The sequence below is a fragment of the Gordonia heveisoli genome (assembly GCF_030315745.1).
GTDB lineage: Bacteria > Actinomycetota > Actinomycetes > Mycobacteriales > Mycobacteriaceae > Gordonia.
Map to the genome: position 1 here is coordinate 41,314 of NZ_JASXSH010000017.1, position 13,277 is coordinate 54,590.

11 protein-coding genes are annotated in these 13,277 nt (G+C 66.7%); 10 read left to right on the top strand and 1 reads right to left on the bottom strand.

Annotated features, from left to right (window positions below; genetic code table 11):
• Window positions 1-57: 57 nt before the first annotated feature.
• Window positions 58-1,710, top strand: coding sequence for a thiolase C-terminal domain-containing protein (locus tag QSJ18_RS15045; protein ID WP_286327371.1), 1,653 nt, complete (start codon window positions 58-60; stop codon window positions 1,708-1,710).
• 85 nt (window positions 1,711-1,795) lie between these two features.
• A complete protein-coding gene (locus tag QSJ18_RS15050; protein ID WP_462476091.1) occupies window positions 1,796-2,581 on the top strand; it encodes a FadR/GntR family transcriptional regulator in 786 nt (261 codons plus the stop codon).
• A 72-nt stretch (window positions 2,582-2,653) separates the two neighbouring features.
• On the opposite strand, the gene QSJ18_RS15055 is transcribed toward QSJ18_RS15050, so the two are convergent.
• Window positions 2,654-3,412 carry an SDR family NAD(P)-dependent oxidoreductase gene (locus tag QSJ18_RS15055; RefSeq protein WP_286327373.1) on the bottom strand — a complete coding sequence of 253 codons (759 nt, stop codon included), beginning with the start codon at window positions 3,410-3,412 and terminating at the stop codon, window positions 2,654-2,656.
• Window positions 3,413-3,572: 160 nt separating this feature from the next.
• On the opposite strand from QSJ18_RS15055, the gene QSJ18_RS15060 reads away from it, so the two are divergent.
• The 8 genes from QSJ18_RS15060 to QSJ18_RS15095 all read left to right on the top strand — a co-directional run bounded on the left by QSJ18_RS15060 (window position 3,573) and on the right by QSJ18_RS15095 (window position 13,194).
• On the top strand, window positions 3,573-5,087 hold the full coding sequence (locus QSJ18_RS15060; protein WP_286327427.1) for a class I adenylate-forming enzyme family protein: 1,515 nt from the start codon (window positions 3,573-3,575) through the stop codon (window positions 5,085-5,087).
• Window positions 5,088-5,113: 26 nt separating this feature from the next.
• Window positions 5,114-6,304, top strand: coding sequence for an acyl-CoA dehydrogenase family protein (locus QSJ18_RS15065; protein ID WP_286327374.1), 1,191 nt, complete (start codon window positions 5,114-5,116; stop codon window positions 6,302-6,304).
• Between the two features lie 186 nt (window positions 6,305-6,490).
• Complete coding sequence (locus tag QSJ18_RS15070; RefSeq protein ID WP_286327375.1) at window positions 6,491-7,996, top strand: class I adenylate-forming enzyme family protein; 1,506 nt, start codon at window positions 6,491-6,493, stop codon at window positions 7,994-7,996.
• A gap of 26 nt (window positions 7,997-8,022) precedes the next feature.
• Window positions 8,023-9,171 (top strand): thiolase family protein, encoded by a 1,149-nt coding sequence (locus tag QSJ18_RS15075; RefSeq protein WP_286327376.1) that lies wholly within the window; start codon window positions 8,023-8,025, stop codon window positions 9,169-9,171.
• Window positions 9,172-9,285: 114 nt separating this feature from the next.
• On the top strand, window positions 9,286-10,515 hold the full coding sequence (locus tag QSJ18_RS15080; RefSeq protein ID WP_286327377.1) for a CaiB/BaiF CoA transferase family protein: 1,230 nt from the start codon (window positions 9,286-9,288) through the stop codon (window positions 10,513-10,515).
• Between the two features lie 42 nt (window positions 10,516-10,557).
• Window positions 10,558-10,746: a ferredoxin gene (locus QSJ18_RS15085; protein ID WP_286327378.1), complete on the top strand. Its 189-nt coding sequence runs from the start codon at window positions 10,558-10,560 to the stop codon at window positions 10,744-10,746.
• An 82-nt stretch (window positions 10,747-10,828) separates the two neighbouring features.
• A complete protein-coding gene (locus QSJ18_RS15090; RefSeq protein WP_286327379.1) occupies window positions 10,829-11,980 on the top strand; it encodes a thiolase family protein in 1,152 nt (383 codons plus the stop codon).
• 56 nt (window positions 11,981-12,036) lie between these two features.
• Entirely contained in the window at window positions 12,037-13,194 is a 1,158-nt protein-coding gene (locus QSJ18_RS15095) for an acyl-CoA dehydrogenase family protein (RefSeq protein ID WP_286327380.1), read from the top strand.
• Window positions 13,195-13,277: the final 83 nt, after the last annotated feature.

The following is a 13,277-nucleotide window of genomic DNA, read 5'->3' on the forward strand; positions in this document are numbered from 1 at the left end:
TATAACTCGGTGAATGCCCTCGGCGGATTGGGCGCCACCGGAAGACCAGGAGGATCGGTGACGAGCGCGTCGGGTCGACCACTACCCCAACCGACACTGCGATCGGCGGAGTTCTGGGCGTCGGGTGCCGATGGCAAACTACGGATCGCGAAATGCCAGGCGTGTGGCCGGTTTACGAACCCACGGCCGGCGATGTGTCCGCACTGCCGAAGTCGCGACGTGATCATGACGCCGGTGTCCGGCCGGGGTACTGTAGTCGCGGTCACCGTCAACGAACAGCAGTGGCTGCCGACGATGAAGCCGCCCTACGTCATCGCAATCGTTGCGCTGGAAGAAGATTCGGCCGCCCGGCTGACTACCGACATCGTCGGCTGCGAGGCGGACGCCGTACACATCGGTGCGCGCGTCCGGGTCGTGTTCGAGCAGGGGGCCGACGACATCTGGATCCCGCTCTTCGAACTGGATCCCGACGCGACCGTTCCGGGGCCGATACCTGAACCGGAGGATGTCGCCACGCGCGTGCGGCCGATGGCATCTCCACGAAAATTCGAGGCCGACGTGGCGATCACCGGCATCGGGCAGTCCCGGGTCGGTCGTCGGCTCATGGTCGATCCACTGTCGCTGACCGTCGACGCATGCGAGGCGGCCATCGCCGACGCGGGCCTGAGCTTCGCCGACATCGACGGTTTGGCAACCTACCCGGGCGGGGCGATCGGTGGCGGGCTGACCGAAGGCGGCACGATGGCCGTCGAGGAAGTGCTGCGCATCCGTCCGACCTGGGTCAGTGGCGGCAACGAGTTTCCCGGGCAGAACGGGTCGATCATGGCCGCGATGCTGGCGGTGTCGTCCGGGTTGTGCCGACACGTGCTCTGCTATCGCACGGTGTGGGAGTCCAGTCATGCGGCGCTGGTCCGCGACGGGAGATGGGAGGCGTCGTCGGCGCGCGCCACCGCCATGCTCGAACATCGCGCACCATACGGCGCGATGTCGCCGGCCAACTGGATTGCTTTGTGCGCCAGCAACTACTTCCACACCTACGGCGGTGATCGTAAGACGCTGGGCGCGATCGCGGTCAACGCGCGAACCCATGCGGCGGCCAATCCCGAAGCGGTGTATCGGGATCCGATCACACTGGACGACTATTTCGCCGCGCGGATGGTCTCGAGTCCGTTCGGACTCTACGACTGTGACGTGCCGGTCGACGGTGCGGTCGCGGTCATCGTGTCGGCGGCGGAGACAGCCGTCGACCGGCCGCATCCAGCGGTCTTCGTCGAAGCCGTCGGCACACAGATCACCGAGACGCTGTCCTGGGATCAGGGGACGCTGACCCACCTGCCGCAGTCACTCGGACCCTCCGCGCACCTGTGGACCCGAACCGACTTCCGCCCGGACGATGTCGACGTCGCGCTGCTCTACGACGGCTTCACCTTCAACGCGCTGTCCTGGCTGGAGGCGCTGGGATTCTGCGAGTTCGGCGGAGCGGGCGACTTCATCGGCGATGGTGCGGCCATCGCACTGGGGGGCCGCTTGCCGGTGAACCCGCACGGCGGACAGTTGTCGGCCGGACGGCTGCATGGCTACGGCTTCTTCCGAGAGGCCGTGCTCCAACTACGTCATCAGGCGGTCGGTCGCCAGGTCGCCGATGCGCGGCTGGCAGTGGTCACCGCCGGGGGTGGTGTGCCATCGGGTGCATTGTTGCTACGCAGCTGACACGCGCCGGGCCGGCTGTGTAGGTGCGGTAGTTTAGACAAGTGAACGTTGTTGACGAGAGGACGCCGACGTGACCCAGAACTCGATGGTGGTGCCGGTGTTCTCGCCGCGCAACGACGCCGATCGTGGGATCCGTACGCCGAAGACCGCCGAACTCGTCGCCCGCAAGCTTCGCGGCATGATCGTCGACGGAGAACTCAAACCCGACGACCACCTGCCCAACGAGGCCGAGCTGATGGAGCTGTTCTCGGTCAGCCGGCCGACGTTGCGCGAGGCCATCCGGGTTCTGGAGGCCGAACGGCTCGTCGAGGTTCGCCGTGGCTCGCGATCCGGCGCGAAGGTGTGCGTCCCCGGTCCCGAGGTCGTGGCCCGCCCGGCGTCCCTGCTGCTGGAACTGTCCGGCGCGACCGTCGCCGACGTGTATCGGGCATTGGAGGCCGTCGAGCCGTCCGCCGCACGGCTTCTCGCCGAAGAGGGGCCGGAATCAGCCTTCGACGAGCTGGAACAGTTCGTCGACGAGGTCGTGCCCGCCGAATTCGCCGCAGGCCAGTTCGGTCGTGCCACCGCCCGATTCCACCTTCGGATGGTGCAGCTGTCGGGGAGTCCGACTCTCGCACTGGTCTCGGGGATGGTGCACGAGATCTTCGAGCGCAACCACGTCGCCTTCGCGCAGGAGCATGTGAACACCGATCGGGCCCAGCACGAGGCCAACTTCAAACTGTTCGTCCGGTCGCAGCGCAAATTCATCAAGCTGCTGCGTGCCCGCGACGGTGCGGGAGCCTTCACCCATTGGCAGAAGCATATGGTCGTCTCCCGCCAGTTCGTCATGCTCGGCCGCGAAGACCTGCGTGTGCGCGACCTGCTCGACTAGGTCCCGATCGCGTGTTCGTAGTACGACACCGCGAAAACCGCGGTGTCGTACTACGAACGATGGGCGGGGGCCTCAGCGCGGGCCGAACCGCTGGCCTGCGTCGAGCCGGATGCACTGACCGTTGAGCATCGGGTTGTCGACGATGGCCAGGGCCAGCTTGGCGTACTCCTCGGGGCGGCCCATCCGCTTGGGGAAGGCAGCGTCCTTGACCAGCGGGGCGACCTGCTCGTCGGAGAACTTCGATGTCGCGCCGGTGGAGAACAGGCTGGGAGCGATGGCGGTTACGCGGATACCGAGCGGACCGAGGTCGCGGGCCATCACCAGTGCGCTGCCGGCGATCCCGGCTTTGGCCGCGGCGTAGGCGACCTGGCCGATCTGCCCTTCGAAAGCGGCGAGTGACGAGGTGTTCACGATGACACCGCGTTCGTCGTCCTCTGGTTCGTTCGCGCTCATGTGCAGCGCCTGGAAGCGGTTCAGATTGAAGGTGCCGACCAGATTGAGGTCGATGACCTGGCGGAAGAGGTCCAGGTCGTGGGGGCCCTGACGTCCCAAGGTCTTCTGGACCTTGCCGCCGCCTGCTGTGTTCACCGCGATGTGCAGGCCGCCGAGTTCGGCGACCGCTGCCTCGATGACCTCTTCGGCGCCGCCGAAATCGGTGATGTCCAGCGCATGGAACACGCCGCCGATCGACGTCGCCACATCCTTGCCGTCACTGCCCTCGCGGTCGAGGATCGCGACGCGGGCACCGGCATGCGCCAGCGCCTGCGCGGTGGCGCGACCCATACCCGACGCGCCGCCCACCACCATGGCCTTCTTGCCTGGGATGTCCATTGCTTTCACTGCTCTCTTCGGTGAGTGTGGAAGGGCGCGAGCAGATCTGGGATGGATCTCGCGGAGGCCCTCCGCTTTATGGTTAACTTATCCTACTAACTAAACTATGTCGGGTGATCGGGACGCCGAGATCGGTGTGGACGAGGACTGGGGAGTTGCGATGAACATCGGGTTGTTGCTGGAGATGGCCGCAGGTGGATTCGGTGACCGTGTCGTCATCGGCAGCCGCTCCGGCGGGATCACCGCCGCGGGACTCGACGCCAAATCCAAGTCCGGTGCGGAGGTCATCCGGGCAGCCGGTGCGGATGCGGTCGTCTACCTCGCGGTCAACGGCCCGGCCTTCCCGGTCGCGATGTTCGCGGCTGCACGCGCCGGAGTGCCGCTGGTCCCGGTCAACTACCGGCTGGGCCGCGAGCAACTCGACTCACTGCTCGGCAACCATCCGCAAGCGCTGGGTATCGCCGACCCCGAGCACGCCCACATCCTTGAGCGAGCCGGCTTGCAGGTCGTGACCACCGAGGAGTGGTTGGATCGAGTGGACGCCACTCAAGCCCCTGCGGAGGATCCGGCACCGGCCGATCCCTCGGTTCCGGCGGTCATCATCTACACCTCCGGCACCACCGCCGCCCCCAAGGGCGTGTTGTTGCGCAATGAGAATCTGACCTCGTATGTCTTCGGGTCGGTCGAATTCGCCAACGCGGCCGACGATGATGCCGCACTCGTGAGTGTTCCGCCGTACCACATTGCGGCAGTGGCGAATGTGATCAGCAATCTCTATGCCGGGCGCCGCACCCTGGTCCTCGAACAGTTCACCCCCGAGCAGTGGCTGCAGACGGTCCGCGACGAACATGTCACCAACGCGCTGGTGGTGCCGACGATGCTCTCCCGCATCGTGGAATCCGATGCGGACAAGGACATCCCGTCGTTGCGCAACCTGGCCTACGGCGGGGCACCGATGCCGTCGAAGGTGATCGAGCGGGCGCTGCAGCTGTGGCCGCAGGTCGGATTCGTCAACGCCTACGGACTCACCGAGACGAGTTCGACGATCACCGTCCTCGGTCCCGACGATCATCGGGAGGCACTGGCCGGTGGCGATGACCGCGTCCGGGCCCGGCTGGGTTCGGTGGGACGCGCGCTGCCGGGCGTCGAGATCGAGATCCGTGATTCGTCGGGTGCGGTGCTCGGTGCCGGTGAGGTCGGTCGGATCTGTGTGGCAGGAGAACAGGTGTCGGCCGAATACGCCGGGGTCGGTCGCGTGGTGGACGAGCGCGGCTTTTTCGACACACGTGACCAGGGCTACCTCGACGAGGACGGCTTCCTGTTCGTCGGCGGTCGAGCAGACGACACCATCATCCGTGGCGCCGAGAACATCGCCCCGGCCGAGATCGAGGATGTCATCCTGCGTCATCCGGACGCGGTCGACGTCGCGGTCGTCGGTGTCCCCGACGACGAGTGGGGCCAGCGGATCGAGGCCGTCGTCGTGCTGCGTCCGGGGGCCATCCCGGATCCGGACGGACTGCGAGCCTATGTGCGGGATGCGCTGCGCAGCAGTAAGACCCCTGATCGCATCATCTACTGGGACGAAGTCCCGCGTACCGAGACCGGCAAGCTGGTCCGGCGGAATGTGGTGGCTCGGCTGGCGGCGACGGCCGAGCCCGCGGCGCCGAGCGTCTGAGCCGAGGGAAAGGGAGGCGGTCGGTCATGCAGTACGGAACGACGAGCGAACTGGACGGCTTCCGGGCTCAGGTACGGGACTTCGTGCAGCAGAATGCGCCGGGGATCGAACCGAAGGCCGGCGTGCGCAGTGCCGAGGATCGCGAGGAGCTTGCCCTGCTCAAGGGCTGGACCCGGACGCTGTTCGCGGCGGGCTATATCGGCGGATCGTGGCCGCGCGAGTACGGCGGCAACGGACCCGATCACCTCTTCGAGCGAGATGTCGTCGTCGGTGAGGAAATCGCCCGTCATCGAGCGCCGGCGCCGGTGCAGGGAGCGGCCAATCTGGTGGCCGCGGCGCTCATCGATTTCGGCACCTCCGAGCAGCAGGCGGCCTATCTGCCCGGGATCCGATCCGGGGAGTACATCTTCTGCCAGCTGTTCAGTGAACCCGGGTCGGGCAGTGACCTCGCATCGTTGCGTACCCGCGCCACCCGGTTGCCCGATGGGCGGTTCCGGATCAGTGGCCAGAAGGTCTGGACGACCAACGGACAGTGGGCGGACTTCGGCTATCTCCTGGCACGAACCGATCCCGACGCCCCGAAACACAAGGGCATCAGCGCTTTTCTGATCGACATGACATTGGCGGGCGTCGACGTGCGGCCGCTGCGTGAGATGACCGGGACCGCCGACTTCAACGAGGTCTTCCTCGACGATGTGGTCGTCGGCCCCGAGGCGCTGATCGGCGAGCTCAACGGGGGCTGGCGGATCGCGAATTCGAGTCTCGGGCACGAACGTTCGGCGGTCGCGTCCAGTGCGGTCCGGGTGCGTCGAAACATCGAGGATCTCGTCGACCTTGCCCGGCGAGTGCAGCGCGACGGGCGTCCGGCGATCGAGGATCCGACGATCGCCGACCGTCTGGGCGACCTGAGCGCACAGGCGCATGCGTTGTCGGCGCTGGTCTATGCGAGTCTCACCCGGGTGTCGCGGGGGCAACCGGGAGTGAGCGATGCGCCGATGACGAAGCTGATGTTCAGTGAGCTCGGCGTCGAGGTGGCGGCCTTCGCGCTGGATCTCTGCGGTGAGTCCGGGATTGTGGTCGGTAGCGACCAGCACGCCGTCGACCGCGGCCGGTGGCAAGACGAATTCCTTTATGCGCGTGCTTATACGATCGCCGGCGGAAGTTCGGAAATCATGCGGAATCTGATTGCCGAGCGCGGGCTGGGGCTCCCTCGCTGATCGTCGCACGGACGGGTGATTGCATCCCACTCAACGCGCCAATAGGTTGTCCTAGTTAACTACGTCAGATACCTTGGTGTTGGGTTGAGGTGAGTTCTCCTATGCGACATGCACCGGTGTCATCGACATGAGGCAGCGCTGAACCGCTTTCGCCCACGACGGTGATGGCGCGCGAACGGAGGCGGTATGGCGGGAATCAGACAGGCACTCGGGGAGCTGTGGACGGCTTCCGACGATGCTCGAATGATCCAGCAGGACGGGCGTTGGTACACCTGGGGAGAGGTCCGGCACCTCGCCGAGCGCATCGACCGGGCGCTCGTCGCGATCGGTGCGGCCGAAGGCGCTCGGATCGGTGTCGTCGCCGGCAATCGGATGGAGACGATCGCGGCGTTGGTCGCCCTGCTGGGCAACGGGCGCACCGTCACGACCCTCAACCCGATGCAGCCGATCGGGCGGGTGACGGCGGACCTGGCGGCGACCGCACCGCAGGCCGTACTGGCCCCCCAAGAGTTCTGGGACTCAACGGAGTTCACGGCCACCGCGGTAGAGCTGGGTATCGCGGGGTTCGCCATCGACCAGGAGGTGGCCGCTCGATCGGCGGCGGGCCGTCGCACCGAGGTCGCCGTGGCCTCGGATCCGGTCGCCATCGAGATGTTCACCTCCGGCACCACCGGACCGCCCAAACGCGTACCGCTGACCTGGCGGCAGCTCGACGCGGCCATGTCCGCCGTCCACGGTCACACCGGCGCCGCCGGCGAACCCCGGGCGCCGCTGACTGGTCGAGTCGCGCTGGTGACGCTGGCGATCGTGCACATCGGCGGCATGTGGGGTGTGTTGCAGGCACTGACCGAGGCGCGGCCGTTCGTGCTGTTGCCGAGGTTCACGGTCGAGGGGTGGGTCGGTGCGATAGACGAGCACCGGCCCCGGATCGCGAGCCTGCCGCCCGCGGCGATGCGTTCGGTTCTGAATGCGAACGTACCGGCCGAACGCATCTCCAGCCTGCGCGCGGTCACCGCGGGCACCACCTTCGTCAGCCCGGACCTCGCGGACGAGTTCATCGAGCGGTACCGGATCCCGGTACTCATCGTCTACGGTGCCACCGAGTTCTCCGGTGCGGTGGCGGGCTGGACCAAGCCGATGCACCTCGAATGGTGGAAGAGTAAGCGGGGCAGCGTCGGTCGTGCGTTTCCCGGCGTCGAACTGCGCGTTGTCGACGAAGCCGGCGTGGCACTCGGTGACGGTGCGACCGGTCGGCTCGAGGTCAGCTCCGGTCAGACCGGCACCGGTGCCGGGGACTGGGTGCGGACCAGCGACCTCGCACATATCGACACCGACGGATTCCTCTACATCGACGGACGGGCCGACGATGCCATCCTCCGCGGCGGGTTCAAGGTGCAGCCGGAGGTCGTCGCCAATGCACTACGCGAACACGACTCGGTCCTCGACGCCACCGTCTACGGACGCGACGACGACCGGCTGGGGCAGGTTCCGGTGGCGGTCGTCGAACTCGTCGACACGGCCACGGCCGTCGACACCGACGAACTCAAGGACTTCCTGCGTGAGCACCTCACCCCGTACGAGGTTCCGGTGGTCATTCACGCAGTCGAAGCCCTGCCACGCAGTGCATCGCTGAAGGTGGATCGCCGCCGGTTGCTGGAACTCGTCGCCGAACTCGAAGCCGCTGCGGTCTGATCCGCGAATCAAGGAGAACCCCGAAAATGTCAGCAGTCATCGTCGAAGCCGTCCGCACCCCCGTCGGACGCCGCGGCAAGAGTTTGTCGGGGGTCCATCCCGCGGACCTGTCCGCGACCGTCCTCACCGCTCTGACCGAGCGTGCCGGGGTCGACCCCGAGATCGTCGAGGATGTCATCTGGGGTTGTGTGCAGCAGGTATCCGAGCAGGCCATCGACATCGCCCGGACCGCGGTGCTGACCGCGGGCTGGCCAGAGTCCATCCCCGGGGTGACGGTCGATCGACAGTGCGGGTCGTCGCAGCAGGCACTCAACTTCGCGGTGGCCAGTGTGATCGCCGGACATTACGACGTCGTCGTCGCGGGCGGGGTCGAGTCGATGTCCCGGGTGCCGATGGGATCGTCGACAACGGTCGGTGACAGCCCGTTCAGTCAGGCCTATCGCGACCGCTACGACAACGTCATCCCCAACCAGGGCGTTGGCGCGGAGATGATCGCGAACAAGTGGGGCTTCACCCGTGCCGATGTCGACCGCTATGCTGCCCGGTCGCACGAGCGAGCAGCCGCCGCACAGGATGCCGGGTGGCTGGCCGACCAGATCACGGCCGTCACCACTCCCGATGGCGTGGTCGCCGCGGACGAGGGCATCCGGCGCGGTACGACCGTCGAGACGCTGGCCGGGCTCAAACCCGCCTTCTCCGCCGACGGTGTCGTGACCGCGGGAAACGCATCGCAGATCTCCGACGGGTCGGCGGCCATCCTGGTGATGAGCGAGGAGGCGGCCGCACGGTACGGACTCGACCCGATCGCCCGGATCCACACCGCGGTGGTGACCGGCGCCGACCCGGTCATCATGCTGACCGGTCCGATCCCGGCGACCGAGAAGGCGCTGGCGCGGTCGGGCCTCGACGTCGCCGACATCGGGGTGTTCGAGGTCAACGAGGCTTTCGCCACGGTGCCGCTGGCGTGGCAGGCCGAGATCGGGGCCGACGACGCGGTACTCAACCCCAACGGTGGCGCCATCGCCTTCGGGCATCCGCTCGGCGGGTCGGGGGCCCGGATCATGACCGACATGATCTACCACATGCGCCGCAACGGAATTCGCTACGGACTGCAAACCATGTGTGAGGGTGGCGGCCAGGCGAACGCGACCATCATCGAGCTGCTGGCGCGCTGACGGGGTGAACCCGGCGATCCCACTCGCCGGGAACCACGCCCGCCCGGTGGGCAAAAGCTCGTACAACCGAGAACGACAGCACCGCAGATCCCGGTGCAGGAACGAGGAGACGACATGCATCGCCCGATGGAAGGCGTCCGAATTCTCGAGGTCGCCCAGTTCACCTTCGTGCCGGCGGCCGGCGCCGTCATGGCCGACTGGGGCGCCGACATCGTCAAGGTCGAACACGCCGAGAAGGGGGACGCCCAGCGAGGTCTGGTCCGAGTGCTCGGCTACGACACGACGAAATCGTCCTTCGCGCCGATCATGGAGGGTCCCAACCGGGGCAAACGCAGCGTCGGGCTGGCGTTGGAGCGGCCCGAAGCCCGCCCCGTCCTGGAAGAACTCGTCAAACGCAGCGATGTGTTCCTGACCAACTTTCTGCCTGCGGCCCGTCGCAAACTCGGCATCACCCTCGAGGACATCCGCAAGATCAATCCTGACATCATCTACGTCTCCGGAAGTGGATTCGGTTCGGAGGGACCGGATACCGAGAAGGGCGGCTACGACGCCACGGCGTTCTGGGCCCGTGGCGGAAGCGCCTTCGGCGTCACCCCGGCCGGCTCCGAGCGGGTGGCGTTCATGCCCGCAGGCGCCTACGGCGACAACATCGGCGGCATGACCATCGCCGGTGGCATCGCCGCCGCACTCTACGGACGCGAAAAGACCGGTGAGACATCGGAGATCGATGTCTCACTGCTCGCGGTGGGCGCCTGGGCCACCCAGTTCACCGTCAACATGGCACTCGCCCGTGGCGAAGCGCTGCCCGCCCAGTCGGCGGACCGGCGGTCGGCGAGCGCGGCCAATCCGCTGTCGGGTCAGTATCGAACTTCCGACGGACGCTGGCTGCAACTGTCGATGCTGCAGGCCGGACACTACTGGCCCGAGTTCTGCCGGGCCATCGGCCATGACGAACTCATCGACGACGAACGGTTCGCCACCGACGCGCTGATCAACACCAACCATCATGCGGCGATGGACATCTTCGCCGAGATCATCGGCGCACAACCCCTCGACCACTGGCGGGCCGCACTCAAGGACATCCGGGGTCAGTGGGCGATCGTCCAGGATTCGTGGGAACTCGGCACCGACGAGGCGCTCGTCGCCAACGGACGGGTCGCCGACGTCGTCGACGCCGAGGGTAACCCCCAGAAACTCATCGCGAACCCGGTCAAATTCGACAACCAGCCCGTCGAGATGACGCGGGCTCCCGGCTTCGCCGAACACACCGACGAGGTGCTCGCCGAACTCGGATTCGACGAGGAAGCATCGCTCGGTCTCAAGATCGCCGGTGCCGTCACATAGCGGCGTTGTCGCCCCCTCCCATCAGCCGAAACGGAGAATCCGATGGAAGTACACATCGACCTGGAAAAGTGCGCGGGACATGCGCGGTGTTATGCGGTCTCGGAAGAACTGTTCGATCTCGACGACAGCGGATATGCGCTGCACGCCGACATCGCGATCCCTCCCGGGCAGGAGGACAAAGCTCGGGAAGCGGTCGCATCCTGCCCCGAACGGGCCATCCACATCCGCTGACGCTAGCGTCGGAAGGTGACGCAGGACACTCTGAGGGGAAACCGCCCGGTGCTGATGTGCCGAGGCAGAAGGGAAACACATCGTGTCGACTCGTGACGCCGTGATCGTCGAAGCAGTCCGTACTCCCATCGGCAAGCGCAACGGCTCGCTTGCCGAGGTCCACGCCGTGGACCTGTCGGCGCTGGTCCTGCGGGAACTGATCCGGCGTACCGGCATCGATCCCCAAACCGTCGACGACGTGATGTGGGGCTGTGTCACCCAGCTCGGCGATCAGTCCAGCAACGTCGGACGATTCGCGGTGCTCGCCGCGGGCTGGCCCGAGTCGGTACCGGCCGTCACCATCAACCGCGCGTGTGGATCCGGCCAGCAGGCGATCGAGTCGGCCGCCCACGCGGTGATCTCCGGCGCCTACGAGATCGCCGTCGCCGGTGGTGTCGAGACGATGTCGCGGGTGCCGCTCGGCGCGACCCGTGCCAGCGGCTTCCCGTACGGCCAGACGGTGCTCGACCGGTACGGCGTCGAGGGGCTCGACCAGGGCAGTGGAGCGGAGATGATCGCTGAGAAGTGGGGTCTGTCGCGGCTGATGCTCGACGAGTTCGCCTCCCGGTCCCACCAACTGTCGGCGGCTGCCATCGATCGTGGCGCCTTCGACTCGCAGATCGTGCCGGTCGAGACCCCGGCCGGGACGTTCACCACCGACGAGGGGCTGCGGCGCGGTACGACTCCGGAGAAGCTGGAGGGACTCAAGCCTTCCTTCCGCGACAATGGTGTCATCCACGCGGGCAACGCATCTCAGATATCGGACGGTGCGGCCGGAGTCATGATCACCACCTCGGCCAAGGCTGCGGAACTCGGACTCAAGCCGCTCGCGCGCATCGTCGCAGGCACGGTCGTCGGAGCCGACCCGGTACTCATGCTGACCGGCCCCATCCCGGCAACCCAGAAGCTGCTGGCGCGCACCGGGTTGTCCATCGACGACATCGGCGCGGTGGAGATCAACGAGGCCTTCGCGCCGGTACCGCTGGCGTGGCAGATCGAACTCGGCGCCGACCCCGACCGCGTCAACCCGGTCGGTGGTGCGATCTCGGTCGGCCACCCACTCGGCGCATCCGGCGCCATCCTCACCACCCGTCTGATCAATCACATGCGGGACAACGGGATCCGCTACGGCCTGCAGGCCATCTGCGAGGGTGGCGGCACCGCCAACGCAACCCTGTACGAACTCATCGACTGACCGGCCGATCGTCGCCGCCCGGCCGTCCCGGCATGCACCGAAGAGGAGAAACTGCTGTGCCGCAGAGCTTTTACAACGCAGACCACGAGGCATTCCGGTCGGTGGTGCGCGACTTCGTCGCCCGCGACGTGACGCCGAATCTCGATACCTGGGAAGAGGATCGCGAAACCGGACGCGAGGTGTGGAAGTCGGCCGGCGCGCTCGGCATTCTGGGCTTGCGCTTCCCCGAACAGTACGGTGGCGGCGGCGCGGTGGACTATCGTTTCCGCTGCGTCGTGCAGGAGGAACTCGCCCGGGTCGGCGCGGCCGCCCTGGCGTCGGGCTTTTCCATCAACGAGGACATCGTCGGCTCCTACCTCAACGAACTGGGTACCGACGAGCAGAAGCGTGCCTGGTTGCCCGGCATGTCCACCGGAGACGTGGTCGCCTCGATCGCGATGTCGGAGCCGGCCGCGGGCAGCGATCTGCGCGGCATGAAGACGACTGCGGTCCGGGACGGTGACGAGTGGGTCATCAACGGCGCCAAGACATTCATCACTAGCGGCTTCTCCTCTGACGTCGTGCTGACCGCAGCTCGAACCGGGGAGAAGGACGGGCGGCCGCGATTGTCGCTGATCCTGGTCCCGACCACAACGCCGGGTTTCGGCCGCGGGCGCAAACTCCGCAAGCTCGGCCTGCACGCGCAGGACACCGCGGAGATCTCCTTCGCCGATGTGCGGGTGCCGCTGGACAACCTGGTCGGTGAACTCGATCACGGTTTCCATCACCTTACGGCGCAACTGCCGCTCGAGCGCCTGTCCATCGCTTGGCGTGCCCTGTGCGCAGCGGAAGCCGCGCTCGACTGGACCATCCGCTACACGAGTGAACGCAAAGCCTTCGGTACGCGCATCATCGACTTCCAGAACACCCGCTTCAAGCTGGCCGAGATGACCACCGAGGTGGAGATCACCCGAACCTTCCTGGAGCAGGGCATCCACGCGTTGAATGCGGGCGAGTTCGACGCCACCCTCGGTGCGAAGGCCAAGTGGTGGACCACCGAACTGCAGAACCGGGTCATCAACGGCTGCCTGCAAATGCACGGCGGCTACGGATACATGGACGAATACCCGATTTCACGCGCCTACGCCGATGCCCGGGTCCAGACGATTGTCGGGGGCACCACCGAGATCATGAAGGAGATCATCGGTCGCGACCTCGCCTCGCGTCACCCGTGACCTACCCTTCGCGTCACCCGTGACCTAACCTGCGGTGGCAACGAAAACTGCGGCGCCCGTGAATCTCACGGGCGCCGCAGCCT